25 protein-coding genes are annotated in these 24,789 nt (G+C 53.1%); 8 read left to right on the forward strand and 17 right to left on the reverse strand.

From position 1 onward, the window contains the following. Positions 1 to 554: aldolase/citrate lyase family protein (locus ACEQ15_RS02410; protein ID WP_370277430.1), on the forward strand; the 554-nt coding region annotated here is incomplete at its 5' end. Between the two features lie 214 nt (positions 555 to 768). Here ACEQ15_RS02410 and ACEQ15_RS02415 read toward each other — a convergent pair. Next, positions 769 to 1,689, reverse strand: coding sequence for a LysR family transcriptional regulator (locus ACEQ15_RS02415; protein WP_370277431.1), 921 nt, complete (start codon positions 1,687 to 1,689; stop codon positions 769 to 771). A 242-nt stretch (positions 1,690 to 1,931) separates the two neighbouring features. Here ACEQ15_RS02415 and ACEQ15_RS02420 point away from each other — a divergent pair, with 242 nt between their 5' ends. Then, positions 1,932 to 2,501: a cytochrome b gene (locus ACEQ15_RS02420; protein ID WP_370277432.1), complete on the forward strand. Its 570-nt coding sequence runs from the start codon at positions 1,932 to 1,934 to the stop codon at positions 2,499 to 2,501. Then, on the forward strand, positions 2,498 to 3,076 hold the full coding sequence (locus tag ACEQ15_RS02425; protein ID WP_370277433.1) for a YceI family protein: 579 nt from the start codon (positions 2,498 to 2,500) through the stop codon (positions 3,074 to 3,076). The genes ACEQ15_RS02420 and ACEQ15_RS02425 overlap by 4 nt, the downstream gene beginning before the upstream one ends. A 303-nt stretch (positions 3,077 to 3,379) precedes the next feature. Here ACEQ15_RS02425 and ACEQ15_RS02430 read toward each other — a convergent pair whose 3' ends face one another. Both ACEQ15_RS02430 and ACEQ15_RS02435 read right to left on the reverse strand, forming a co-directional pair. Continuing rightward, complete coding sequence (locus ACEQ15_RS02430; protein WP_370277434.1) at positions 3,380 to 3,568, reverse strand: hypothetical protein; 189 nt, start codon at positions 3,566 to 3,568, stop codon at positions 3,380 to 3,382. Positions 3,569 to 3,579: 11 nt separating this feature from the next. Further along, positions 3,580 to 5,271, reverse strand: a complete 1,692-nt coding sequence (locus ACEQ15_RS02435; protein WP_370277435.1) for an FAD-dependent monooxygenase — start codon at positions 5,269 to 5,271, stop codon at positions 3,580 to 3,582. A gap of 161 nt (positions 5,272 to 5,432) precedes the next feature. Between ACEQ15_RS02435 and ACEQ15_RS02440 the strand changes: the two genes are divergently transcribed. Beyond that, positions 5,433 to 6,200 (forward strand): helix-turn-helix transcriptional regulator, encoded by a 768-nt coding sequence (locus ACEQ15_RS02440; RefSeq protein ID WP_370277436.1) that lies wholly within the window; start codon positions 5,433 to 5,435, stop codon positions 6,198 to 6,200. Between the two features lie 13 nt (positions 6,201 to 6,213). On the opposite strand, the gene ACEQ15_RS02445 is transcribed toward ACEQ15_RS02440, so the two are convergent. The 4 genes from ACEQ15_RS02445 to ACEQ15_RS02460 form a co-directional block, all read right to left on the reverse strand. After that, positions 6,214 to 6,537, reverse strand: coding sequence for a YciI family protein (locus tag ACEQ15_RS02445; RefSeq protein WP_370277437.1), 324 nt, complete (start codon positions 6,535 to 6,537; stop codon positions 6,214 to 6,216). A gap of 65 nt (positions 6,538 to 6,602) precedes the next feature. Next, the gene (locus ACEQ15_RS02450) at positions 6,603 to 7,334 is read right to left on the reverse strand and encodes a glucose 1-dehydrogenase (RefSeq protein ID WP_370277438.1); all 732 of its coding nucleotides are present in this window, start codon (positions 7,332 to 7,334) and stop codon (positions 6,603 to 6,605) included. A gap of 61 nt (positions 7,335 to 7,395) precedes the next feature. Then, a complete protein-coding gene (locus ACEQ15_RS02455; RefSeq protein ID WP_370277439.1) occupies positions 7,396 to 8,085 on the reverse strand; it encodes a TIGR02117 family protein in 690 nt (229 codons plus the stop codon). Positions 8,086 to 8,189: 104 nt separating this feature from the next. Next, the gene (locus tag ACEQ15_RS02460; protein ID WP_370277440.1) at positions 8,190 to 8,576 is read right to left on the reverse strand and encodes a winged helix-turn-helix transcriptional regulator; all 387 of its coding nucleotides are present in this window, start codon (positions 8,574 to 8,576) and stop codon (positions 8,190 to 8,192) included. A 144-nt stretch (positions 8,577 to 8,720) separates the two neighbouring features. Between ACEQ15_RS02460 and ACEQ15_RS02465 the strand changes: the two genes are divergently transcribed. After that, entirely contained in the window at positions 8,721 to 9,644 is a 924-nt protein-coding gene (locus ACEQ15_RS02465; RefSeq protein WP_370277441.1) for an alpha/beta fold hydrolase, read from the forward strand. 191 nt (positions 9,645 to 9,835) lie between these two features. After that, positions 9,836 to 11,050, forward strand: coding sequence for an alpha/beta fold hydrolase (locus tag ACEQ15_RS02470; RefSeq protein ID WP_370277442.1), 1,215 nt, complete (start codon positions 9,836 to 9,838; stop codon positions 11,048 to 11,050). A 56-nt stretch (positions 11,051 to 11,106) separates the two neighbouring features. Here the strand turns inward: ACEQ15_RS02470 and ACEQ15_RS02475 are convergent, their stop codons facing one another. From ACEQ15_RS02475 to ACEQ15_RS02495, 5 genes are all read right to left on the reverse strand, one after another. Next, positions 11,107 to 12,903, reverse strand: a complete 1,797-nt coding sequence (locus ACEQ15_RS02475; RefSeq protein WP_370277443.1) for a methyl-accepting chemotaxis protein — start codon at positions 12,901 to 12,903, stop codon at positions 11,107 to 11,109. 336 nt (positions 12,904 to 13,239) lie between these two features. Beyond that, positions 13,240 to 14,028 (reverse strand): putative DNA-binding domain-containing protein, encoded by a 789-nt coding sequence (locus tag ACEQ15_RS02480; protein ID WP_370277444.1) that lies wholly within the window; start codon positions 14,026 to 14,028, stop codon positions 13,240 to 13,242. Next, positions 14,025 to 14,882 (reverse strand): DUF692 domain-containing protein, encoded by an 858-nt coding sequence (locus ACEQ15_RS02485; RefSeq protein WP_370277446.1) that lies wholly within the window; start codon positions 14,880 to 14,882, stop codon positions 14,025 to 14,027. Before ACEQ15_RS02485 ends, ACEQ15_RS02480 begins: the two co-directional genes overlap by 4 nt. A 199-nt stretch (positions 14,883 to 15,081) precedes the next feature. Next, entirely contained in the window at positions 15,082 to 15,537 is a 456-nt protein-coding gene (locus tag ACEQ15_RS02490; RefSeq protein ID WP_370277447.1) for a hypothetical protein, read from the reverse strand. 300 nt (positions 15,538 to 15,837) lie between these two features. Further along, complete coding sequence (locus ACEQ15_RS02495) at positions 15,838 to 16,812, reverse strand: MBL fold metallo-hydrolase (protein WP_370277448.1); 975 nt, start codon at positions 16,810 to 16,812, stop codon at positions 15,838 to 15,840. A gap of 190 nt (positions 16,813 to 17,002) precedes the next feature. Between ACEQ15_RS02495 and ACEQ15_RS02500 the strand changes: the two genes are divergently transcribed. Further along, positions 17,003 to 17,458: a hypothetical protein gene (locus ACEQ15_RS02500; protein ID WP_370277449.1), complete on the forward strand. Its 456-nt coding sequence runs from the start codon at positions 17,003 to 17,005 to the stop codon at positions 17,456 to 17,458. 66 nt (positions 17,459 to 17,524) lie between these two features. Here ACEQ15_RS02500 and ACEQ15_RS02505 read toward each other — a convergent pair whose 3' ends face one another. Both ACEQ15_RS02505 and ACEQ15_RS02510 read right to left on the reverse strand, forming a co-directional pair. Then, on the reverse strand, positions 17,525 to 19,294 hold the full coding sequence (locus ACEQ15_RS02505; protein ID WP_370277450.1) for a methyl-accepting chemotaxis protein: 1,770 nt from the start codon (positions 19,292 to 19,294) through the stop codon (positions 17,525 to 17,527). A 129-nt stretch (positions 19,295 to 19,423) separates the two neighbouring features. Further along, the gene (locus ACEQ15_RS02510; RefSeq protein ID WP_370277451.1) at positions 19,424 to 20,119 is read right to left on the reverse strand and encodes a M48 family metallopeptidase; all 696 of its coding nucleotides are present in this window, start codon (positions 20,117 to 20,119) and stop codon (positions 19,424 to 19,426) included. A gap of 91 nt (positions 20,120 to 20,210) precedes the next feature. Between ACEQ15_RS02510 and ACEQ15_RS02515 the strand changes: the two genes are divergently transcribed. Next, entirely contained in the window at positions 20,211 to 20,798 is a 588-nt protein-coding gene (locus ACEQ15_RS02515; protein ID WP_370277452.1) for a uracil-DNA glycosylase family protein, read from the forward strand. Between the two features lie 29 nt (positions 20,799 to 20,827). Here ACEQ15_RS02515 and ACEQ15_RS02520 read toward each other — a convergent pair whose 3' ends face one another. Genes ACEQ15_RS02520 through ACEQ15_RS02530 form a run of 3 tightly spaced genes read right to left on the reverse strand, consistent with a single transcriptional unit; the run spans position 20,828 to position 24,697 of the window. Continuing rightward, positions 20,828 to 22,801, reverse strand: a complete 1,974-nt coding sequence (locus tag ACEQ15_RS02520) for a transglutaminaseTgpA domain-containing protein (protein ID WP_370277453.1) — start codon at positions 22,799 to 22,801, stop codon at positions 20,828 to 20,830. After that, positions 22,798 to 23,772: a DUF58 domain-containing protein gene (locus ACEQ15_RS02525; RefSeq protein WP_370277454.1), complete on the reverse strand. Its 975-nt coding sequence runs from the start codon at positions 23,770 to 23,772 to the stop codon at positions 22,798 to 22,800. The genes ACEQ15_RS02520 and ACEQ15_RS02525 overlap by 4 nt, the downstream gene beginning before the upstream one ends. Before the next feature lie 4 nt (positions 23,773 to 23,776). After that, positions 23,777 to 24,697, reverse strand: a complete 921-nt coding sequence (locus ACEQ15_RS02530) for an AAA family ATPase (protein ID WP_370277455.1) — start codon at positions 24,695 to 24,697, stop codon at positions 23,777 to 23,779. Between the last annotated feature and the right edge of the window lie 92 nt (positions 24,698 to 24,789).

The raw sequence follows: 24,789 nt of genomic DNA on the forward strand, positions 1-24,789 counted from the left end.
TGGACTTAGGCGTACAGACAATTCTGGCGCCGATGGTAGAAACCGGTGAACAGGCCGTACAGGTTGTCGCAGCTACCCGCTACCCGCCGCAGGGAATCCGCGGTATTGGCAGCGCGCTGGCACGAGCCTCTGCCTTTAACCGCACGCCGGAGTACCTACAGACCGCCAACGATGAGATCTGTGTACTAGTGCAGGTGGAAACGCCAAAAGGAGTGGAAAACCTGGATGAGATCATCAACACCGAAGGTGTGGATGGGGTGTTTATCGGCCCATCCGATCTGTCTGCGTCTATGGGGCATATTGGAAACCCGGCACATCCTGAGGTGCAGGCGACCATTGAAGATGCGATCCAGCGGATTGTTGCGGCGGGCAAGGCGGCAGGCATCCTGATCGCTGATCGTAAGCTGGCGCGCCGTTATATCGAACTGGGAGCGAAGTTTGTTGCGGTGGGATCTGATACGGCGCTGCTGATGAAAGTGTCGGATGAGCTGGCACGTAGCTTTAAGGATGATTTGCCGGAGGTGGCCAGGCCAAGTGGACCGAGTGTTTATTAGATTCCCAAAACGCCATGTTTGTAGGGCAGGCTCGTCGTCATCGCAGGTGATTAGCCTGCCGGCAGCCTAAAGGCTGCCCTACAGTACAAGCTACGTAGCAGCCCGCTCTGAGGGCGACATGGCTCATCGCTTAGATCCGTCGCGGTCGGAGACCGCTGCTACAACAACGGCTTCGTAGCAGCCCACTGCTAAGGATTCTGCACGCACAATCGTGTTAAACCGCCCCCTGAAACAACTCAGAGATCTTGCCCCTTACCCACACACACATCGGATCGTGGTGATGGCGTTCATGCCAATAGAGGTAAAAACGAATGTCGGATACTGGAATCTCTTCAGGCATTGGCCGCATCACCAAATCCCGACCGTTGCAGATATGCTCTGCCAGACGCTCCGGTAACGCGAAGACAAGATCGGTACCTTCACAGAACTCCGCAACGGACATAAAGCTGGAGAGTCGCAGTGAAAGACGTCGGCTATGCCCCAGGGACTTCAACACACCGTCCATCCAGCCTGGTCCTTTACCGGTGATCGAGACCATTCCATGCCGACACTTCACATAGTTTTCCAGCGTCATCCCATGGGCCAACGGATTGTTCTTATCCATCACGCAGACCGAGTTCATCCGGTCGATCACCGTACGATGAAACTGGTCAACGGCAAAATCCGGCGCCAAACCGGTCAGGCTGAAATGCACGTCACCCTGGTCCAGCATGCCAAAGTGATCAGCCGTTTGCGGCACAAGCTCAATTTGCAGATTAGGCGCTTCGGCATGCAGTACTTTGGTCAGCTTAGGAATATAAAGTGCCACCTCCAGATCCAATCCGGTCATACGTAAGGTGCCCGTAGCACGCGACGGATCAAAAGCCTGCGGTTGGATCAGGCTACCGGCTTCCTGCAACAGTCCGTTCAACCGAGGCAACATCTCCTCTGCCCGCTGACTCAGATCGTACCCGTCACGCGTCCTGACCAGCAGGTGGTCATCAAACATATCCCGCAACCGCTGCAGTGCACGACTTACCGCTGGCTGGCTCATTGCCAGCTTTTCCGCTGCACGGGAGACGTGCCGCTCCTGCAGTAGCGCCTGTAAAACCACCAGCAGATTCAAATCGACAGAGCGAAGATTCACTTCACGCATAATAAAAATACAACCTATGCATTAGACTCATTAATCATGAGTTATTAAAGTCAGTTTCACAATCCAATTGATATGTCTGAGTAAGAAAGCCTTATAGAACAAAGTCATATCAATATGACGCAAGTGATAATCGCTATTATTTAGCTATAATTTCGCAACAGTGCGTTCGAAAGTTTGAGCGGCACCTCATTCGATCGAATTTGTCATAGAGCGAAGTAAACCAACTGAGGTTTGAATCCTGGATGGCTCTGAACAACCGCATCCTTAACGACAAGCACAACTACGGCTGGGGATTTATCGCAATCCACTGGCTGATGGCGCTGTCGATTATTGGCCTGTATCCCCTTGGCCTCTATATCGAAAGCCTGAGCTATTACGATCCCGAATACCGCACCATTCCCCATATCCACAAAAGCATTGGCATGCTGGTGATGTTTGCACTGGCACTGCGTCTGGTATGGCGTACTAGCAACCGTGCGCCTGAAGAGCTGCCGCAGCCAAAACCGCTGGCCCTGGCCACCAAAGTGGTGCATCTGCTGCTATATATATTGATGGTCGTATCGCTGGTATCGGGTTACATGATCTCAACCGCTGATGGTCGCCCGATCGACGTATTTGGCTGGTTTAGTGTGCCTGCGTATGCAACGGGCATCGAAAACCAGGAAGACATTGCCGGTGCGACTCACTGGTACTCCACAACCGTATTAATTGTGCTGGCAGGGCTTCATGCATTGGCGGCACTGAAACACCATTTCATAAACAAAGACGCCACCCTTACGCGTATATTTGGAATTAAGCAGGAAACCCCATGAAAAAGACTCTGATCTCTGGCCTGGCGCTGGCAGGCCTGCTGGCAACCACCGCTTCCGTTCAGGCAGCTGACTACGTAATTGACACCAAAGGCGCGCACGCGTCCATCAACTTCCGTGTCAACCACCTGGGTACAAGCTGGCTGCTGGGTCGTTTCAACGACTTCAAAGGTGATTTCTCTTACGACTCCGCAAACCCGGATGCGTCTGTTGTTAACGTAGAGATCGATACCAAGTCTATCGACTCCAACCACGCTGAGCGTGACAAGCACCTGCGCGGTGAAGACTTCCTGAACGTGAAGGAGTATCCAAAAGCGTCTTTCGCATCCACAGGCTTCAAGTCCAACGGTAACGGTACCGCTGAGCTGACCGGTGACCTGACACTGCACGGTGTGACCAAGTCCATCACCATCGACGTTTCCAAAGTTGGCGAAGGTAAAGACCCATGGGGTGGCTACCGCGCTGGTTTCGAAGGTACGACTGAGCTGAAACTGAAAGACTTCGGCATCAACTACAACCTGGGTCCACTGTCTGAGACTGTATACATGGACCTGCACGTTGAAGGTATCCGTAAGTAATACCAATACCGAATAGTTAGTAGCCCTCGTTCCTGGCGGAACGAAAAAGGCCACTTCAGATGAAGTGGCCTTTTTTATGGTTAATCGTCAGATAATGTGGAACTGTTAGAACGACTCGATTGTAGGTTGGCCTTCGCTACGCGAAGCCCAACAGTTAAGGGGTAGTTTTAAGTCAACTTGTTGGGCATCACTCCGCGATGGCCAACCTACGCTTTTTGTCCACTGCAAAGTCAGAGCATCACTGTCTGGTTCCCACGCTTTTCGTATCCCCTATTTATACGACTGTAGGGCAGGAACGGAGCGTCAGAGGTTCTTCAGAGCCTCATCAATAGACGCCACCACCTGATCGCCGTTACCCACCTGATTGGCCAGCAACAGCGCCAGCTTGGTGAGAAACAACGCTTCCTTCTCATTGCCCGCGGCAGTGATCCCTTTTGCCAGATGGTCGTAGACCTGCTCCAGTTCATTGATGTTCAGTGTAGATGTAGACATGTTCGCTCTCCTCAGGCCAGGCTGATCAGTTGTTTCAGGGCAGTCAGCACATCACCGTTATCCTGCTGTTTCCAGCGGGCGGCAACGTGTTGGTCGGGACGGATCAGATAGGTCGTGCCCTCTTCTGCACCGTATCGCTCATGCATGTGGCCGTCTGCATCCTGAATTAGCATATGGCCGGTTACCTGCAAAGCCTGACGACAGATCTGAACGATCTCGAACGGTACACCGGATCGTGCTACCGCTTCTTTTAGCAGTAACAGCGACTGTGGCAATTCAGCCTGATCGCTGAAATAGAACAGGTAGATCGATGCACCCAGATGATCAAACAGGTAATCGTTCTCCCCCAGCTTGATGTTCTGCAATGGCGAGCCGTTTGCAGGACCTGCCGTACAGCGCGCATTGTCGTCCCGATTGCAGTTGAGCACACTCTCCACGTAGTCATGGGCGCGTGAAGTACGCCAATGAAAGAGCGGTCGTACAAACGGCTGCGTCAGCGACAATGAAAGCGTCGCATCACGCAATAAACGAAAACCGCGATCCGGTGGCGTCATAAAGCGAGTGCTTTTGCTGGCCTCATCTATGATCTCCCACGCCGCCACCACACGTTCCTGCGAATAACTCGGCAACAGATGGTCCGGCGCCCAGCCCTTGATCTTAAAAGCGAGCTTCCACGCCATATTGTGGCAGTCCTGCCAACCGGTATTAGCACCACGAACACCAAAGATAGGCAGCATATGGGCGGCATCTCCCGTAAACAACACGCGATCGTTCACGTAATCAGGTAAGGTCATCGCCCTTGCCGAATACACCGAACACCAATCCATCTCCCACTCGGCGGTCACGCCGATCATATCGAGCTGCGCCTGAATCCGTTTGTGCAGAGATTCCGGCTGTAATGCCTCCTCGGGTGTTTCTCCGACCGGTAGCTGGTAATCCAGACGCCAGATCCCTTCTGGCTCCTTATGCATCAGGATGGTGTTACCCGGGTTCCAATCTGGATCAAAGAAGGCCAGACGTTCGGTGGGCAGATCGATATCGATTTTAATGTCTGCGATAACAAAGCTACCGGTGTAGGAATCGCCTTCCATACGTAACCCCATCATGCCGCGCACCGCAGAGCGGGCACCATCAGAGGCCACCAGCCAATCGCTGTGCAACTGGTATTCACCTTCTGGTGTATCCACAGTCAGCGCAACACCGTCAGCTCTGTTCGTTATCGCCGTCACCTTGGTACCCCAACGCAGATCAACCAGCGGCTCAGCTTCTGCCTGATCCACCAGATACTCCTCCAGGTATTGCTGCTGCAGATTGTTCATCGGCTGGTAACGGTCATCTTCGTCGTAGGGTGCTTCCATCCGGAACACCCGTTCACCACGGTAGATGGAATTACCACAACGCCACGGCAGCGCCTTTTCCATCATGCGATCCGCGACGCCCACCTGCTGCAGGATCTCCATGGATCGGCGAGTAAACACAATGGCACGGCTGCCCTGAGAGACCTGTACATCAGCTTCCACCAACACGGACGGGATGCCGTATCGCGCCAGGTCCAGCGCAGTTACCAACCCCACCGGGCCAGCACCTACGATCACCACCTTGTGCTGTACACTCTCGCCGTTCAGTTCAGGCGGACGACGGAAGGGAAAGATCTGATAGTTGTAATACAACGACGCTCTGGGTGAACTGTCGGGGAAATGCATAGCAGGACTCCTCTGATCGGGCCGTAAATCCGAACCCGTTTGTTATTGTTCTAATCAGAGTACGTCTTAGTGCAACGCGCCTTGTCCCCCTAAAAGAGGTACAAAATCTCAGCTAGACTGAGGGATACTAGAGATCACTTACCTCATAGGGCGCGCTTCAAATGTCCGACGTCAGTTCACATAACCCGTTACTCTCGACGCTGAGCATCCCACTCGCGGCCTGCATAGAAGCGATCGGTTATGAGCGTTTTTATCCACGCTTCTTTGCACTGATCGGCAAGATTGCCCGCATCGATCAATACATGGTGTTTGAGTTTTGCGATAAGTGGGAAAGCCCGCGCTGCCGTCTGGCACATAACGTCCACCGGCCGGAATTGGGCCTGCAGCTCGCATCCCTGTATCTGGAAGGCAACTACCTGAATGACCCACTACTGGAACGCCTGGCAAATGAGATTACTGAGCACCCGGCACAACCGGCCTGTGAGTTACTGCTCAGCAAAACCCTGCCACCGGTGTACCGACGTCGCTTCTTTAACGTGCCCGATATCAAAGAGAAGTTTGCCATCGCCGCCAACGATGAGGAGAGTGGCCGCCTGTTTTACATTAACTTCTACCGCTCGGCCGAACGGGAATTTGCGACAGAAGAGATAGAAGGCCTGGAGCAATGCAGCGCCCTGATCAGCGCCCTGCTCTTGCGTCATTTTCGTGAAGAGCGGCAGGGGCGTGGCGTGCAGAAACACCTGCTGGCAGCAGGCTTATCAGAACGGGAGGCGCAGATTTGTGAACTGATCGTTGCTGGACACACCACCAAAACCATCGCCCGCAAGCTTAATCTGGCTGAATCCAGCATCATCACCTACCGCAAACGGGCATACCAGAAACTGGGCGTACACCGGAAACCGGACCTGTTGGAGATATTCCAGGGGTAATATCGCGGAAATGCTAACTGGAACCCGGCATATGCATTACTTCGGACACTTCCAGCACACCATTGATCTCCAGAAACGGGCAACGCTTGGCCATCGCCAGCGCGGACTCCATCGAGTCGGTTTCCACAATAGTGTAACCCGAAATCCCTGTTTGACCGCCCTCGGTCACTGCGCCATCGGGATGTACCACCCGCGTATCCTTAAGCGGATTCGCCGGACTGACCGCTGCATCTCCCAACGACGACAACCATTCCATATAGTTGGCAAAATGAGCTTTGCCCTCCTCCGGGGTGGACGGCTGATCGCCCCCCACGTAGGTGATCATGTACTGTGGCATCACGGTCTCCTCGCACTGAATGTAAGAGTAACAATAGACGCCAACAGCAGATCCGGCGAGACTGTTTATTTACCGCCAGCTAAATCGATAAAAGAGCCCGTAACATAGGACGCTTCATCAGACAGCAACCAGGCAATGGCATTAGCCACCTCTTCGGGCTCGCCACCACGTTTCATTGGGATCAGCGGGCTTAAGCGCTCTACACGCCCCGGCTCACCACCATCAGCATGCATCTCGGTATGGATAAACCCCGGACGCACACAGTTCACGCGGATGTTCTTATCGGCCACTTCCAGCGACAAACCTGTGGTGAGGGTATCCATCGCACCTTTTGAGGCTGCATAGTCGACGTATTCGTTCGGTGACCCTGTACGAGAAGCAACGGACGATACGTTCACAATCGCCCCGCCCTGTGTCATCCGCTTTACCGCCTCCCGACTGCACAGGAAGCAACTGGTGACGTTGGTGAGCATCACCTTGTTGAAGCGCTCAACGGACAGATCCACCAGCGATGACTGGGTAAACAGGATACCGGCATTGTTGACCAGATGGGTCACAGGCCCCAGCATTTTCTCTGCCGCATCAAACAGTCCGATCACGTCCGCTTCTTCGGATACATCGGCGGCATAAGTCATCACCTTGCCCCCATCGGCAGTGATCTCGGCCGCCAGTTTCTCTGCATCTTCAGAGCGGGCAAGATAGTTGATACATACTGCGTAACCTTGAGAGGCCAGCAACTTTGATGTAGCCGCACCGATACCCCGGCTACCACCAGTGACAATGGCAACTTTGTTCATAGAAATATTCACTTCTTCACACGATTAGATTTGGACGGCATGCGTTGCAATACGCTGACATCTAGCCTCGAAGCACACAAGCAATTGGGTTCGACGTGCCAGATGGAGACCGGTCTCGATTCTGCAGATACGTCATTACGCTGCTGGCAGTTAACTTGAACATGGGCGTGATGTCCATGCCTATGCTCTTCAGCCCCTTAGCGGTCCATGTGTTGCACGTATTCATCAAATAATAATCGCCCATACCTTGGTAAAACTGGCTATTGCCGTATATTCCGTTTTTTAGAGGGATGATGTTGCCGTTCTCATCCTTATGAAAACTACCTTCAACAAAGTCGATCAGAGAAGCAAGCTCGTGGTTAGTCAGGCACAACTTCTCTACCTCGCTATTGCCAAAATAGGATTCCACATCGTCGGGCACGGCGACAGCATGTATCACCGAAGGCGTTGGCCAAAAAATGGCACGAAAAGTCAGGCCACTGGTGATCTCTTCAGCTTGATAGAACCCTTTGTCTCCCCAACCAAACTCAATGTAAGGCGTATTAGGAAACCGGTCTTTCAGTTCAGGTAATCGGGCCTGTATCTCGTCAGCAGGGATCACAAACCCGGTATGCCAACCGTGGCTCACGATGTAAAGATCGATAGAACCCTCATCAGTGAAGGATGAGGGGTGATGAACAACATGCGGGTTTGATGAACACGCGGACATCAGCATTGCGATAGCTAAAACAAAAGCAATTTTTACAGGCATTATTCCTTAACCCATTGTTTTCACTTGTGGCTCAATCCATACCCTATTGCTTCACGTAAACACGGGCACCCCAAATAAGTTAGTGATTAGCAGCCAGATAAGTCCTACCTTTCGCTTTTTTCATCATATTGCTGTCGTGCTGTGCGGATATCGGAAAGATGATTATCTGCCCAAGAGACTAAGTTCCACACGGGAGCACACAAGCCTTTCCCTAGCTCGGTTAACTCGTACTCTACTTTCACGGGAACCTCGGGATAGACAGTACGCAGCACAAAACCATCCCGTTCTAAATCACGAAGGGTTTGTGTCAGCATACGTTGAGAAATCCCTTCAATACGAGATTTGAGGGAGTTAAAGCGATCCGGGCCGTCAACCAGCGCAAACAGAATCAGAATGGACCACTTATCACCGATCTGAGCCACCACATTTCGGACGGGGCATTCCTCGTTATTCAGAAAGACGCGTCTTTCATTGCCTTTGTGTGAACCCATTACGTACTCCTAGCTGGTTATCAAAAGGTAACTTAGTCACAAAATACTGCCTTATTGTAGCCTAACACCCAATATACTAACCTAGTATACATAAGTAACCAATTTTAAAAATCGTTCGTAGACGACACAGGTTAGGCCCTAGATATGACCCAATCCCTTTTGAATAAGGCACTTACTCAATATGCGTATGACAAGCCTGAGATCGCTGAGGACCCGCTTGCACCGAAATTTGTTACGGTAGGTAAATATGAAATTCGCTTCGTTCGTAAGGAAAAGCCACATGCACCGACCTTACTCCTGCTGAATGGCCTGCCCCAGAGCATTCGTATGTGGGAGTCATCCATCGAAGCCTTCTGCGACAAGTTTGACGTACTTGCCTTCGATATCCCCGGATTTGGCTTATCAAAAGCAGAAGAAGCAGATATGTCTCCGAGTAACCTGAGCGAAGCGATTATTCAGGTAATGGATCACTTCAATATCAAACAAGCTCACCTGGTCGGACCTGACGTTGGCGTCCCAATTACCCTGACCGCCGCGATTAACCATTCCCAACGCTTCTTGAGTCTAAATATCTTTGATGGGCCAGGTAGCTTCCCGCCAAAGCTCTCCCCAATTTTGATGGCAGTGGTTAAATATCCTTTTGTTCGCCGGTTAGCGAAAGGAGTAATGAAAAAGCAGGTGATGAAGACAAACTTCCTGACCGCAGTCGACGAGGGTTACCACCACTACATTCCCAGTAACCGTGCGACAAAGGAATACTATGACATTGCCTATAACGATCAAGCCCACAAATGTGCGATTAGTTTCTTCGGCACCTATTCGAAAGAACTGCCTTGGATTGAGCAGAGACTAAAAGACATTAAAATCCCCACCTTGATCACATGGGGCCAACATGACCCGTTTGTATTAGTTGAAAATGCGGATTTTTTAATCAGGAAAATTCCTAACAGCAAGCTGGTTGTGTTTAAAAATGCATCGCACTTTTCTGCGGAAGATGCAGGGCAAGACTACGTGGATCTATTGATCGATTGGATTGAGGGTGGCTTTAAAGTACATAAAGTGGGATGAAAATTAAGAGCAGTAGTACACCATTCCTTTTGCATAACATTGGTGTATAAAGACTGCTCGCTTTACTCCCATTTAAAACACCCGAGGATAAACAATCGTAATCAAGAAACTTGACACCACTTCTCCTAGCTGGATGGCATCCCCTGCCGACATATCCGATACTTGATCCTAAGGTTACCGGAGGGATCAGCATGAAAACCGAACGTCTCGAATTCACCGGCTTTGACGGTTCTACACTGGCGGCGCGACTTGATCTGCCAGTAGGTAAACCCGCCGCTTACGCCCTGTTTGCGCACTGTTTTACCTGCTCCAAGGATATTCCGGCGGCACGGCGTATTGCCCAACGATTGGCATCGCTGGGTATAGCGGTGCTGCGCTTTGATTTTACTGGTTTGGGGCACTCCGGTGGCGAGTTTGCCAATACCGGTTTCAGCTCCAATATCCAGGATCTGTTGCAGGCGGTGGAGTTCCTGCGGGACCAGTATGAAGCGCCACAATTGCTGATCGGCCACTCGCTCGGAGGTGCCGCAATTCTGGCGGCTGCGGGCTCGGTACCGGAAGCCAAGGCCGTGGTAACGATTGGCGCCCCGGCTGAACCGGAGCATGTATTGCATAACATCTCCGACCATATCGATGAGATCTTTATCGAAGGTGAAGCGGAAGTACTGCTGGCGGGACGGCCGTTTACCATCAAGGAACAGTTTATCGAGGATATCTGCGGTACCACACTGACCGATGCGGTTTCTAGCCTGAAGAAGGCACTGTTGGTGATGCACGCGCCGCTGGATGAAACGGTAGAGCTTGAGAATGCAGCCAAGCTGTTCCAGATGGCGAAACACCCAAAAAGTTTTATTACCCTGGACTCAGCCGACCACCTGCTAAGCCGCGCGGAGGATGCAGAGTACGCCGCCGAGATGATCTCCGCCTGGGTACAGCGTTATATCGACGTAACACTGCTGCCAAAACTGATGGATGCACCTGAGGGCATCACCCGTGTGAGCGAGGCGGATGCCAACAGTTTTACCCAGGATATCAGCGCGGCAGGCCATCACCTGATTGCCGATGAACCGGCCAGTTACGGTGGCAGCTATCTTGGTCCTACCCCTTATCAGCTGGTTGCCGCAGGATTGGGCGCATGTACCTCCATGACGGTCCGTATGTATGCCCGCCAGAAACAATTGCCACTGGAGCACGTGCAGGTGGATGTGAGCCACAACAAGGTACACGCACAGGACTGTGAAAGCTGTGACCAGAACGGCGGTAAGATCGATCGCTTTGAGCGACGTATCACTCTGACCGGTGATCTGACCGACGAACAACGTACACGTTTACTGGAGATTGCCGATCGTTGTCCGGTCCACCGGACGCTGGAAGGCGAGATCGAGATCAAAACAGAGTTGGTATAAACATACAGGCCGCATCGTCACCTTCGATGACGACGATGCGGCCCTGCAGGTCTTACTTAGCTCACACTCATCAGGTGGTCTGGTTGGAAGGCGACACAGAAGTTGCCCCAGTGACGACCGCCCACATACATCGGCACCGATACAGAGTTGAGTATCTCGCCGGTATCGCGGATAAAGGTCTGCAAAAGGAACGGTGAGGTCTGGGCGGCACGGCGCATCTCCGCCCGGTTGGCGTTGTAGATTCGACGGTTTCGGCTGCGCACGTTGTCCACGGCAAAATCACCGGTCATCGGATGCGACACCTTGGTGTTATGCGCCGGGCAATAGCCGTTCACGTCGAAGGCTGAAGCAATCAGGAAGTCCGGCTTCTCTTCGATAAATCGGTCATAGAGCGGGCGAATGCGACTGTCGTAGGCATCGGTATAGCTGGTATCAAACTTCTCCGGCAGCTGACCGTCGTTGGTGCGCACGTAGTTCTGATCGAACAGGTTCATACCCTGATCGTGCATACGTTGAATTTCGGCTTCCACCTCTTTTGCCCACCCCTGTGCTGTACGGATTATGCCTTCAAAACCGCCGTAGCCGATGGTAAAGCGTGACAGCAGCTCCTGCATCTCTTCGGTGGCCGATTCCAGCTCCATGGCAAACTCGGTGGACTGCTCCATCTCCGACTTAATTTTGTCGGAGAGATCAGCAATTTCCGAGACGTGGGAGTGGGTATTCTTGTTGGTGCTCGACAGCTCCTCGATCGCTGCGCTGATATCGGTGAGCTGGCCATTAAGGCTTTCAAAGTCACCCACCATACCGGTGAACTTATCGTTGGTCTGGCGGATAAACTGATCGGTATCCGACACGTAATCCAGAATACTCGCCGCCCCTTTACGGGTGGTATCCACCAGCGAGACCATCTCGTTCACGTTGGCATCGATCTCCTGAGTCGCGCCGTTGACCTTCTGCGACAGGGAGCGCACCTCATCAGCCACCACGGCAAAGCCCCGCCCTGCTTCACCGGCCCGCGCGGCTTCGATGGAGGCGTTTAGCGCCACCAGGTGGGTCTGGTCGGAGAAGTCCTGTACCAGTGACAGGACTTTAATGATGTTCTCTGAGTTACTGGAGAGCTGCTGCACCACCGCCTGGAAATCGTGAACCTGGGCATCAATGGCCCGCACTTTATCCTGCACTAGCTTCAATTCTTCACTGGAACTGCGGATCTCATCCAGATTGCTGTTGTTGCTGGCGGAGATGGTCTGAGTGGTTTCAGCGATCTCATCGATCGCCTGGGTTGCTTCATGACTGGCCTGAAACACCATCTGCGCCGTGGATTCCTGCGCGGTGGCAGATTGGGTCGAGGCCTGCACCACCTTCTGCAGCTGGTTGGCACTGAGCGATACGCGCACACTGCGCTGGCGGGTGTCGGCAATCATCTGCTTGAGGCTGGTCGAGAAGCCGTTGTAGCTCTCGGCCATTGCCGAGATCTCGTCAAAGGTCTCGTCCGGCAGGGTGGCGGATATATCACCGTCCTTGTCTTTCACCGCCCTCAATACATCAGTCATGTTGCGGATTGGTGTCAGAAACAGGTGACGCATAAAGACGATGGTGAAGCCGGCTGCTAGTACGGAAAATGCCAGAATCCAGCCAGACGCCTGAAACAAGCTATCCGCTGTCGCCATAACCTGGCCACTGAGGGCGTGCTCACTACCCAGTGCATCGCGCAGGGAGAGCAGGTTGTTATACAGCCAGTAACCAATACCGATCACCACCAGGTTGGGGGTCAGCAAAAAGGCGACGTTACCGATGATTTTTTTCGTGAGGGTGTTAAAGAAAGTGCGCTCTATCGCTCTGTAAAGACTCATTCCAGGTCCCGCTTCTTATTATGCTTTGGTCTTACAAGCCTTTTTCATGGCCAACGAACATCGCAAAATAAAATTGAACATTCAACCAATAAAACAACTCCTTACAACTCATTCCAGCCCTACACAAACCGTTACAATCCCGCACAAAACGGGCACTTCGCTGCAAAGCCAAACAAGTCCAAATACACTGATTGATCAATGTAGATTTGGAAAAACAGAAGTTCCTAACAGGAACAAGCGAATGACTGGCCAAAGGTCGTAGAAGCCAGATTTTCAGGCGGGTACAGGGAAAGCAGGAGCCGCAGGTGACGGGAGATCACCTGCGTGATGAAGGCGCTATTTGATCGCGTGCAGACCGATATCCAAGCGGGTGATCCAGCCCCGGTCCAGCCAGGCGAATAACGTCTCGACCATATGCTGGGATGGATCGCTGTGACTGATCTCCAACAGTAACTCCGCCACCTGCTCAAGATTATTGCCATCGCGGAAGGCGTTGAACATGGTGAACTCGAAGTTATCCATACTGGAGAACTCGGTCAGCCGCTCTCGGTTACGCCAGATCAGCCAGGTCTCTACCTGCTCCACTGGGTCAGGAGGCGTGCGTTCAGCTTTGATGTGCTGCCAGATGTCGACCACATTGTAGTTGGTGGTAAATACAATCAAGCTTGGATGAAACACCAGCTTAAGCCCCGGCCATTTTTCCGGTGGCAGCTCAACCAGATCCTGCCGTTCTGCCCGTTCCGTATCAGCCGCATCAAAGGCATTTAGCAGCTCACGTTCAAAACGGGCCAGCTCGGCGATATGCGGATACGCGCTGAGGGTTTTATCTTCGGTCAGAAACTTCGGCAACTGATCGGCAAACTGCCGCAACGAGCGAAAGTGAGATGGGTAGGCGTGGATATAGTCACGCACCATGTTGTTGAACAGGTCATCCCCCAGGTAGGTGCCCAGCACCGGGTGGTCCGTATCGATCACTTCCCAGAAACGTACCTGATAGGCGTTGCGGTAAATATGCAGGCGATGCTCCACAGAGATCTTGCCGTGATCGCGGATATGCTCGGCGATCTCGGACTCCTGCCCCATCATATAGGCCAGCAACTGCTGTTGGCGCTCTCTCAGGGTCATACCGCCTCCTTATACCGTGGCGTCAGCTCCGCTGCTGACAGCGTATCTGCGGCAATACGGCGGGCAATATCCAACTCAGCCATGAGGTCCGCCAGGGATGGGATATTGTCGTCACGCTCGATCATGGTACTCACTGGGCCGAAGTGCAGCAGCGCTTGTTTATACAGCTGCCAGACTGGATCGGGTACATCGTGGTCATGGGTGTCGATCACGTAATCCCCGTAGTCGGTATGTCCGGCCAGGTGGAACTGGCGTACACGATCCGGGTTAGTGCCCTTGATGTATTCCATCGGATCGAAGTCGTGGTTACGGGCGCTGACGTAGATGTTGTTCACATCAAACAGGATATGGCAGTCCGCCCGGTCGCTCACCTCACGCAGAAACTCCCACTCGGTGATCTGTGATTCGGCGTAGCTGATGTAACTGGAAACGTTTTCAATCAGCATCCGACGCCCCATATAATCCTGCACCCGCTGGATACGTTCAACGCAGTGGTTGATCGCCTCTTCGGTGTAAGGCATCGGCAGCAGGTCATGGGCGTTGACGCCGTTGAGCCCGGTCCAGCACAGGTGATCCGAAAACCACTCGGGCTGCAACTCGTCATGCAGTTGCTTCAGACGTTTCAGGTAATCCATGTCCAGCGGATCGGTTGATCCCAGGGACATAGACACCCCGTGCATCACCATCGGGTAATGCTCGCGAATACTGTGGAGGTAATACTTAGGCTTGCCGCCATCAACCATGAAGTTCTCGGAGATCACTTCAAACCAGTCAAGATCTGGTTTCTGTTCCAGCACATCGTGGAAATGATCTGTGCGCAGCCCCAATCCGAAGCCGAGAAAATGTTGCGACATATGAAGAAACCTTTTGCTCACATCATCGGTGACCATCTGAATGATCCCACCCTATAGATCATTCAGACTTCACCGCTTAAAGATAGCGTTCCCTGCTCAGCAGGCACAGAAAACTGCCTTAAATAGATGCGGATACCTAACAGGGGTGAATCCATCGGATATCCGCATCAACCTGAAGATTCAGGTCATCGACGCATCCTTAAGATTTGCCGCCGATATCGCCACACGCCTTCGCACTCATCAGTACGAAACCGGTACCTTTACAAGATGCCTGACCGGCACAAGAGTTATTGGCACCGGCACAGTCGTTGTGGCCTTTACACAGGTTCACGCCAGTACACTGCACCAGATCAGCCTTCGCAACTTCACCACGCCAGTCGTCCTGGACCTTACCGCCCACGTCACCACATGCCTTAGATGGCATTACAACAAAACCAGAACCCTTACAGGAGCCCTGACCGGCACATGCGTTGTTTGCACCACCGCAGTCGTTATGGCCTTTACACACGTTCACACCGGCGCAATGAACCAGGTCGGTCGTATTAGCCGCTGCTGCAGTTTCGTTGGTACTAGCTGTTGCTGAACAACCGGCAATAGCGGCCGCCGCAAATGCAACGGCCATCCCGCTCATCACGTTCTTAGTATTTTTATTCATCTGATTTCTCCCTAGGGATCGAGTTTTTGTACTCATTTTCGGAGCGAAATAATTGAATGCACGTTCGTGCACGGAGCAAATTAGCCGCCAAACCTGAAACTAAGCTGAAAGAAATTCTCTTAAGGGAAGCGCCACGTGACTGCAGCTGCGTGCAAACCCGCATAAGCAGGATGGTTCAGATGAATAAAATTTGCATAAATTTTTATGCACAAAGAATGCGGAGAGATGTGTATTAGGCAGGTAGGTTGGCCAAACCGCAACGCGGTTTGCCCAACAGTTATTCAAAATCGAGTAGGGCGGTTACTCAAACTCCATCGCTTCAAAGATACGACCGGCGTTTTTCGCTGCCAGCTCTTTGTAGGTATCAAGATGGGCATAGGGGCTCTGGTCGATCTGGTAGGCATCCTCCAACGTACCGCCCTCTTCCAGCAGCTCAGCGACCTTGCCACGTACGTATTCCAGGTAACCGCGGGTCCACTTATCCACCGTGGCAAAATCAGTGGGTTCACCATGCCCCGGCACTATGATCTTATCCTTGGCAAACGGCGCAAAGCTCTCATGCCAGGTTTCCAGCCAGGCGGCAGTGTCGGTATCCGGGAACACCGGCAGCATACGCTGCTGGAACGCCATATCGCCGGCGATCAGCACGTTACGTTCCGGTACATACACAGAGATATCACCCGGTGAGTGCGCTGGCCCAAAGCGGATCATTTTGACGGAGATGCCGCCCAGATCCAGCTCCATCTCCTCTTCAAAGGTTTCGTCGATCTCGACCAGTTCAGTGCCTTCTGCCTGCTCCTTGAGGATGCTCTGCATATTCTCAAGGCCGTTCGGTCCTTTCTCGTCCACCTCTTCCAACGCTTCTTCATGGGCGATGATTTTGGCGCCCTGCTCTTTCCAGTAGCTATTACCCAAGACCGCATGGGACTGACCGTTTTCATCCACCACATACAACACCGGCTTGTCGGTGATCTTTTTGATCTCTTCATGCAGAGCCTTCGCCAGCAGGTAAGCAGAACCGCCGTTCACCACCAGTACACCGTTCTCACCGATCACAAACGACAGGTTGTTATTGTGACCACCGTTTTCGTAGCTGTAATACTGGGTTGCGCCGATAGCACTCCATACCCCTTCCGCCACTTTGACCGGCTTGGAGTAGAGCTGTGATTCAGGGTATTTGTCCGCTGGAGACGCGGCCAGCGCCGGTATGGAGAACATCGCTGTAGCAGCCACTGCTAGCAGAGTGCGACGTGCACGAGAGCAAAAGGTAAACATAGAGATCCGTCCTGTCTTGTTTTTATATGCCCAAATTATATAAGCATTTAACGATATAGCATAAATAGACCAAAGCTTAACGGCTGACACGGGACTATGGTCTCAATCCCAAGCGCTTGTCTTAACTCCGCATTCCCTGCACACTGCTTGCCGCGACTGAGTAAACGCCAGAGATCTACGGGACAACAGCATGGCCATCGAAAAACCACACTTCACCTGGGACAACGACTATTTTGAAGCACGTCACGGGCGCAATCAGAAGATTCAACTGGGCCTGATCGGTCTCGCCGTTGGCCTGATGCTGATGGACCTCACCCGCTGGTATACCCTGGCCCCACTGCTGGTAATCCTGTTCTGGGTCAGCAACGATCAACGCATCGTGGATAAGCTGCGTAGCGAATTTGAAGACGCCAGCATCACCCTGTCGCCCCGCTCTTTGCTGCTGAACAAACCGATGGAAGAGAGTGAAGAGCGTATTCAGTTTCGTGATATCGAAGCGCTGGAACAGAAAACCAAAGGCAAACACACCACGGTACGTCTTCAGCTGATAGAAGATCGTGAACTGGAACTACCGGGTTTTATCAACGGCGATGAGTGTTATCGCCTGCTTAAGGAAGGGATTACGAACGCCGAAACAGCCAAATAAATGCTGTTTTACAGACACCAAAAAGGGAAGGCTCTGGCCTTCCCTTTTTTATTGCTTAGCTTGATGTTATTCAGATAGCAGGTGCCTCGGTTCAAAGCCCATGATCAACGAGCCCCAGTGCTTGCCATTCACGTAGAGTGGGATCGACAGATCGTTCAGCACCTCGCCGGTATCACGGATAAAGGTCTGCAACAGGAACGGTGAGGTATGATTGGCACGGCGCTGCTCCGCACGGCTGCCAGCGTATATACGGCGGTTACGGCTCTTCATGTTGTCCACGTCGAAGTTACCGGTCAACGGCTCAGATACCTTGGTATGATGCGCCGGCGCATAACCGTTACGATCGACTGCGATGGCGTAAATAAACTCCGGACGCTCGGTGATAAAGCGGTCAAACAACGGACGCATACGCGACTCATACAGGTCCACATAGGAGGTATCATACTTCTCCGGAAGCTGACCATCATTGGTGCGGCGGTAATGGGTATCAAACACGTTGGTTCCCTGCTTCTCCAGGTCTTCCAGCATGGTCTGGGCTTCCTGCGCCCAGCCACGACCCGCCTGGATCATCTCCTCAAAACCACCGTAGCCGATGATAAAGCGCGACAACAGTTCCTGTGTCTCCTCGGTGGCTTTCTCCAGATCACCGGAATGCCCTTTGGAAACTTCCATCTCATCCTTGATCTCTTCTGAGATCTTGGTGATGTCGGACACATACTCGTGCGTATTGCGGTTGGTGTACGCCAGCTCGTCGATCGCGGCACTGATACTGCTGAGCTGTCCATTCAGCTCTTCAAAATCGACCACCATGTTAGAGAACTGAGTATTGGTGTTACCGATAAAGGTTTCGGTGTCGGTAATGTATTCCTTGATCGTGTCGGCACCTTCACGGGTATTGCCCACCAGCGTGGTCATCTCACTCACGTTTTTGTCGATCTCGGAGGTCGCGCTGCTCACTTTCAGTGACAGGGAGCGTACCTCATCAGCCACCACCGAGAATCCGCGGCCAGCTTCACCTGCACGTGCCGCCTCAATGGAGGCATTCAGGGCCAGCAAGTTGGTCTGGTCGGAAAAGTCTTTCACCATGCCCAGTACACGCATGATGTTTTCGGAGTTGGCCGACAGCTGGTGCACTGTGCTCTGGAATTCGCTGATCTGCTTACCCACTGCCTGTATCTGGTTCATGATGCGGTTCATCTCACTGCTGGAGCTGCGCACCTCCTCCAGGTTTTTGCCATTGCGCTCGGAGATCTCCAGAGTGTGGGCCGCAATCTCATCAATCGCACTGGTCGCTTCCTGGCTGGCCTGGAATACCATGAGGGCTTGTGATTCCTGCTGTGCGGCCGAGGTGTGTGCTTCGTTGATCACCTTTTGCAGTTGCGTCGCACTCAGCGCCACCTGCACGCTGCGTCGGCGCGTAGACGCAATCATCTTCTTCAGGCTGTCGGAGAAATCGTTATAGCTCTCGGCCATGTTGGAGATTTCATCGTGGGTATACTGCGGCAATGTGGCCGAAATATCTCCGTCACGCTCTCTCACCGCCCTAAGAACCTCCGTCATGCCACCAATCGGGCGCAGGAACAGATGACGCATAAAGAGGACGGTAAAGACTCCCACTAGCAGGGTGTAAAGCAACAAGATCCAGCTTGCGTTAAACAAGGTCGATGCGCTTTGCGCGATCTCTTCTGTTGACTGGGCAGAACTCAGGTCCAGATACACCCAGTAACCGATCGCTGCGATGATCAGATTCGGTCCCAATAGAAACGCAACGTTACCCACTATTTTCTTCGTGAGGGAGTTGAAGAAGGTCTTTTCAATACTGCTGTAAAGACTCATAGAATTTGCCCGTATTTATTATTGTCGAAGCCCTGCAGCTCACCGTTTTCAAACAAAAACGTCGCAGCAGGTTACTTTTCTAAGTGACTGGAAAATCTAGCACAGCAGACATGCGCTGCAATTATACTTTTAGAAGTACAACAGAGGGTATCGGCACTGGAGGCCTTGTCTTAAGGGGATATAGTCTACGACAAAAGTAGCAACGAGCGCCCAAAAGCGCCTGCTATGATCGAAATGTTTCAGGTGGGCCAGCTCGTGAACAACCACGTAATCCACCTGATCGGAGGGCGCCATAATCAAACGCCAATTGAGCGAAATATGGCCCCGGCTGTCACAACTGCCCCAACGACGCCGAAAACTTTTCACCGTTAATCCCGAAGGTGTAAGCCCCGTCACCTGCTGCCAATGAGCCAAGCGCTCAGCCAGATACTGTTCAGCCTGTGCCTGATACCAGCCTTTCACCAGCTCGGTCACCCGTTCCACTTCTGGACGGTGTCCGCGGCGTGACAGGGTAACCCTCAGCACATCCCCCTCCAGTATCACGCCGTTCCGTGACCCAAACTGCCAGGACAGAATCAGTTTCCGGTCGAGGTAAGGCAATATAGCGCCGGGATAGATGGAGATTTCAAAGGCCTCAGCATGCTTATCCAGAGTTTGTTGCTGGCGCTCGATCCAGGCCCGCTTTTCGTTAACCCAGTTCTTTATCCAACGGTCATCCACCCAATGCGGTACCAGCACACGCACCTGTCCCGGCTCCACCTTGATCGCGGCGGTTTTACGGCGCTTGCTGCGCACAATCTCGTAAGCGGGTGTCTTGGCGTTCATCCAACTGTCTGTGAACCGGTTTGATATGGCCGCTATCATAGTAAACTTGATGGTAAATGACAGCCGCTCACTTAGACGGATAAGTACAGATATGCCCCAGATCCCACTTAAGGATCTTTTAGATGAGATACGTGCCTGCACCCACTGCGAAAGCGAGCTACCCCTAGGCCCTAACCCGGTTGTTCGCGCGTCCAGTACCGCTCGGCTGATGATTATCGGCCAGGCGCCGGGCACCCGCGTGCACAAAACCAGCATCCCGTGGAATGACCCCAGCGGTGACCGTCTGCGCCAATGGCTGGATCTAGATCGTGAGCAGTTTTACGACGAATCCCAGATTGCGATTATGCCGATGGGTTTCTGTTATCCCGGTAAAGGGAAATCGGGCGATCTGCCGCCTCGCCCTGAATGCGCGCCACTTTGGCATCAACGCCTGTTGGAACTGATGCCAGAGCTGCGGCTTACGTTGCTGATTGGGCAGTATTCACAGGGCTACTATCTGAACGACAGCTACAAGACGTTAACCGAACGGGTACGAAACTGGCGTGAATGCCCGCCGGGTCTGATCCCCCTGCCCCATCCGTCACCCCGCAATCAACTGTGGCTCAGGCGTAATCCCTGGTTTGAGGAAGAAGTGGTCCCGATGCTGCAAAAACGAGTGACTGAGCTACTGATCGATTAACCGATTTCACAGGTTGAAAATTGGCAGCGCTACACCTTGGCCTGGCACTGGCGTACCAAGACTAACATACGTCTCGCCGCAGAGCCGGTGTCATCGCCGGCGTACCGCATCAGCTCATAACAGTATGCGATCTCCTGCATATGGAGCGCCAGATCTGGACGGATCTCCGCCACACGATCGCTGTAGTTTTTGACCGTTTCCCCTGGCTGCCGCCCCAAGCCCGATTTATTGTGCAAACGCTGAGACAAACGCTCCAGCGCCTGATCGTGCCGATCACGTACTAGATTCCAACGACGCCAGAACAGCTTCAGTGCAACCAGACACATCACAAAGCTGAACGGAATCAGCAGGGCCAGCGCTAAACGCAGCGGTGTAATTTCACCCAGTAAACGCTTCAGTACATCGGTCTGATGGGAGTGGTAGTTCACCACCCATTGCTGCCAGCCGTAGGAGATCGCATCCCATTGCATCCATAGATCCGCCAGCAGGCTATTGCGACCTACCGTCAGACCACCCAGCGGCGCATCGCGCAGGAAGTCTTCCTCCTCGGAAAACAGCTCTTCGGACGGCCGTTCGATTCGTTCCGGTGCAACTGCAGCGGTGGGGTCAATCCGCACCCAACCTTTTTGCGGCAACCACGCTTCCACCCAGGCATGGGCATCGTACTGCCTGACCACCAGATAGTTTTCATAGGGGTTCCATTCTCCGCCCTGATAGCCAGCAACCACACGGGCAGGAATTCCCACCGAGCGCAGCATAAACACCATCGAACTGGAGAAATGCCCACAGAAACCACGCTGCGTTTCGAACATAAACTTATCGATACTGTCGCGACCCAGCTTGGGTGGTTTGAGGGTATAGGTAAACCTGCCGTTGTAGAACGCCATCAAGCGGGCAATGAAGGCTTCGCCCGATCCTGTTTCGGTATACCAGCGTCGCGCCAGTTCCCGTGTGCGACGGTTACCTATTGGCAGACTCAATTCCCGCACATAGTTCAGCGCTTCGCCTTGTGCGGTAAGTCGATACTGCAGCGCCGATTCCAGTGAATACTCTTCCCGCTTTTGCAGAGGATAATTCAGCCTGAGGGTCATATCCGGGTTAAGCCGCACACCAATAGGGGTAGCGAGCGGCATGTCCAGCGTAGGGATATATCGACTGCCGGTGGCTTCCAGCATCAGTTCATATTTCAGTACCGGCCGCTGAATCTCCAGCGATTCCGTTGGCACACGTTGCCGGTCTCGCGCCTCATCCCGATACCAGCTGCGGCCATCAAAGTCCGGGTAGGTCATTGCCCGCCAGTAGAGTGCGTTTTGCGGCGGCCGCTCCCCCTCAAACCGCACCCTGAATGCAACTTCGGATGAGCGGGTCAGATTGGTAATCTCTCCCGGGCTCATTGTGTCCGACAGCCCGGTGCGTGCTGCCCCCACCTCCATCTTCAAATTCCAGATCGGTCCCATGCGTGGAATGATAATAAAGAGCACCAGCATCAACGGAAGCGCCTGCATCATCATGACGGCACTGGTACGAAAAGGACGCCCTATATCCACATTATGCGTTTGGTAGATTGCCAATAACGCGGCTGTGGTTAACTGCACGGCAATCAATACATACGCTGCCATCCAAACACTCTGGTCAAACAGTAACGCACTGGTGGCAACGATATATGCAACATAGACAACCAGCAGCGCATCCCGCCGCTTATGGATTTCCAACGATTTAAGGCTGAACCCGGCAATAAGCAGTGCGACCATGCCATTAACGCCACCAATACCACCGTAACTGAGAAATACACCGCCACAGGCCGCCAATGAGATCAGTGTTCGGATGCTCCAATGTGGAAACGACCAGCGCCCCATATGTACCATGAGCCGCCAGCCAACAGTGGCCAGGATCAACAACAGCAACCATATGGGCAGGTGACTCAAATGCGGCACAACCACCACGGCAATAGCGATAAACTGCCACAATAGCGCAGGCCGACTTAACCGATACTGCGCACTCATACCCGGTCTCCGGGATGGAGCGCCAACGCAGTCAGCAAACGTTTGCGGTGCTGCTCACCGCGGTCGGGCTCAAAACTGTTGCCTGGCAACCTCAATCCGTAGTGATCACCGTGTTTTTCCAGCTGGTTCACCAAATAACACAAGCTGGACAGGCGCATTTCAGTGGGTTGCCCGGAGAACGCCTCCCAATCCAACCAGATCCGGTCGTCAACCTGTGCATGATAGGTTTTGGCGTGCAATCCCCGCCCCCGCGCATAGGCCTTCCAGGCGACATGGCGTAGCGGCATCCCTGGCTGGTATTGGGTAAAGCCGGAGAAATCCTCGCCGCCATCCATCGCTTGCTGCGCACCATCACCACCTTCCAGTACCTGTGATTTGGACATCTGCACTTGCAACGGTGCGGGATAGATAACGGCGCTGGATTCAATCTCCAGCCAGCTCCAGGCACGTAACAGCCCCAGCGGAAACGTGCTCTCGATCAACAGGGGTTCGGGTTTTAACCGCCCCCGCTTGGGGGCCGGGTGGTATAAGCGCACTCTGCAACCATCGCCATCTATCGCTTTCACCGTTTGCGGCGTCCCGCCTTTCCATGCGAGCTGAACGTTTTCCCGTACCCGTTTTCCGTTGGCGGTCAGATGCAGTTCAAATTCGGCGCGCTCGCCCGCGAAACAGGAATGGCTTTCCTTGGCGGTCACCCGAATACCGGACAGATTGCCGTATGTATGGATGATGGACAGCACAAAAAGACTGAGTAGCAAAAACGCGACCGCATGAACGAGGTTATTTTCGTAATTGGTGCCGATGAGCAACAGCAGAAGCGCCACCATCAAAAAGGCGGCGCCTGCGGCACTGGGGAAGATAAAAATACGCTTTTGGTTCAGTTCAATTGACGCGCCACGGGGCCTGCGGTTTTCAGCCCATCGCTGAAACGGCTCGCGGATTGTGCGCAGGGTAAACGACAGTACAGACATCCTCTCAGCCTACGACGTCCACTTCACTGAGCAGACGTTGTACCAGCGCCAAGCCACCATGCTCGGCATAATCCTCAGCGGCGCGCAGCCGGTGTCCAAAAACGGGTTTGAGCAGCGACTGCAGGTCCTCCGGTACCACGTACTGTCGGCCATGCATGTAGGCCCAGGTTTTCGCACTGCGCAGTAAGGCCAATGCGCCGCGGGGAGAAATGCCGTAAGCAAAACCTTTGGCCTCCCTGCTGTAACTCACCAGACGCTGCAGGTAATCCAGCAAACTGTTGGATGCCTGCACCTGTTCACAAGCCAGGTAGATCTCCCGCAATGCTTGCTGGTCGATACACACAGGAAGATCGCCAATGCGATCACGCACGTCGCCACCTTTCAGTAGCTCACGCTCTGCCTCTGCAGTGGGATAGCCCAACTCAATGCGCATCAGGAAGCGGTCCAGCTGGGACTCGGGCAGCGGAAAGGTGCCGTATTGGCTTAGGGGATTTTGAGTCGCGATTACAAAAAACGGATCTGGCAGCGGATAGGTATTTCCCTCAAGGGAGACCTGACGCTCCTCCATTGCCTCTAACAAGGCGCTTTGGGTTTTAGGTGTGGTGCGGTTGATCTCATCCGCCAGCAGCAACTGGGTAAACACGGGTCCGCGATGAAAGTGGAATTCGTTACTGGCGGAATCGAAAATGGTTACCCCCAGCAGGTCAGCCGGCAACATGTCGCTGGTAAACTGAACACGCTGGTAATTGAGTCCTAAGACCTGAGCCAGCGCATGGGCCAAGGTGGTCTTGCCCATGCCCGGCAAGTCTTCTATTAACAGATGCCCGTGCGCAAACAAACAGGTCAAAGACTGTCTGATCTGCCGCTCCTTGCCGTAAAGGACGCTGCCGATCACTTCGATGGCGTGGTCTATCTTCTCTTGCATACAACTTCCATGGTTCCTAAAAAGAGTACTTCAGACGCCGATTGCCTCTATCCGGTTCCGTAGCCAGTGAAAATGGCCACTGCTCAAACCCG

The organism is Pontibacterium sp. (assembly GCF_964228735.1).
Classification (GTDB): Bacteria; Pseudomonadota; Gammaproteobacteria; order Pseudomonadales; family Balneatricaceae; genus Pontibacterium.

Coding starts and splice junctions, on each gene's coding strand:
- ACEQ15_RS02415 (WP_370277431.1), bottom strand. CDS start 1,689: ATGCGTGAAGTGAATCTTCGCTCTGTCGATTTGAATCTGCTGGTGGTT.
- ACEQ15_RS02420 (WP_370277432.1), top strand. CDS start 1,932: ATGGCTCTGAACAACCGCATCCTTAACGACAAGCACAACTACGGCTGG.
- ACEQ15_RS02425 (WP_370277433.1), top strand. CDS start 2,498: ATGAAAAAGACTCTGATCTCTGGCCTGGCGCTGGCAGGCCTGCTGGCA.
- ACEQ15_RS02430 (WP_370277434.1), bottom strand. CDS start 3,568: ATGTCTACATCTACACTGAACATCAATGAACTGGAGCAGGTCTACGAC.
- ACEQ15_RS02435 (WP_370277435.1), bottom strand. CDS start 5,271: ATGCATTTCCCCGACAGTTCACCCAGAGCGTCGTTGTATTACAACTAT.
- ACEQ15_RS02440 (WP_370277436.1), top strand. CDS start 5,433: ATGTCCGACGTCAGTTCACATAACCCGTTACTCTCGACGCTGAGCATC.
- ACEQ15_RS02445 (WP_370277437.1), bottom strand. CDS start 6,537: ATGCCACAGTACATGATCACCTACGTGGGGGGCGATCAGCCGTCCACC.
- ACEQ15_RS02450 (WP_370277438.1), bottom strand. CDS start 7,334: ATGAACAAAGTTGCCATTGTCACTGGTGGTAGCCGGGGTATCGGTGCG.
- ACEQ15_RS02455 (WP_370277439.1), bottom strand. CDS start 8,085: ATGCCTGTAAAAATTGCTTTTGTTTTAGCTATCGCAATGCTGATGTCC.
- ACEQ15_RS02460 (WP_370277440.1), bottom strand. CDS start 8,576: ATGGGTTCACACAAAGGCAATGAAAGACGCGTCTTTCTGAATAACGAG.
- ACEQ15_RS02465 (WP_370277441.1), top strand. CDS start 8,721: ATGACCCAATCCCTTTTGAATAAGGCACTTACTCAATATGCGTATGAC.
- ACEQ15_RS02470 (WP_370277442.1), top strand. CDS start 9,836: ATGAAAACCGAACGTCTCGAATTCACCGGCTTTGACGGTTCTACACTG.
- ACEQ15_RS02475 (WP_370277443.1), bottom strand. CDS start 12,903: ATGAGTCTTTACAGAGCGATAGAGCGCACTTTCTTTAACACCCTCACG.
- ACEQ15_RS02480 (WP_370277444.1), bottom strand. CDS start 14,028: ATGACCCTGAGAGAGCGCCAACAGCAGTTGCTGGCCTATATGATGGGG.
- ACEQ15_RS02485 (WP_370277446.1), bottom strand. CDS start 14,882: ATGTCGCAACATTTTCTCGGCTTCGGATTGGGGCTGCGCACAGATCAT.
- ACEQ15_RS02490 (WP_370277447.1), bottom strand. CDS start 15,537: ATGAATAAAAATACTAAGAACGTGATGAGCGGGATGGCCGTTGCATTT.
- ACEQ15_RS02495 (WP_370277448.1), bottom strand. CDS start 16,812: ATGTTTACCTTTTGCTCTCGTGCACGTCGCACTCTGCTAGCAGTGGCT.
- ACEQ15_RS02500 (WP_370277449.1), top strand. CDS start 17,003: ATGGCCATCGAAAAACCACACTTCACCTGGGACAACGACTATTTTGAA.
- ACEQ15_RS02505 (WP_370277450.1), bottom strand. CDS start 19,294: ATGAGTCTTTACAGCAGTATTGAAAAGACCTTCTTCAACTCCCTCACG.
- ACEQ15_RS02510 (WP_370277451.1), bottom strand. CDS start 20,119: ATGAACGCCAAGACACCCGCTTACGAGATTGTGCGCAGCAAGCGCCGT.
- ACEQ15_RS02515 (WP_370277452.1), top strand. CDS start 20,211: ATGCCCCAGATCCCACTTAAGGATCTTTTAGATGAGATACGTGCCTGC.
- ACEQ15_RS02520 (WP_370277453.1), bottom strand. CDS start 22,801: ATGAGTGCGCAGTATCGGTTAAGTCGGCCTGCGCTATTGTGGCAGTTT.
- ACEQ15_RS02525 (WP_370277454.1), bottom strand. CDS start 23,772: ATGTCTGTACTGTCGTTTACCCTGCGCACAATCCGCGAGCCGTTTCAG.
- ACEQ15_RS02530 (WP_370277455.1), bottom strand. CDS start 24,697: ATGCAAGAGAAGATAGACCACGCCATCGAAGTGATCGGCAGCGTCCTT.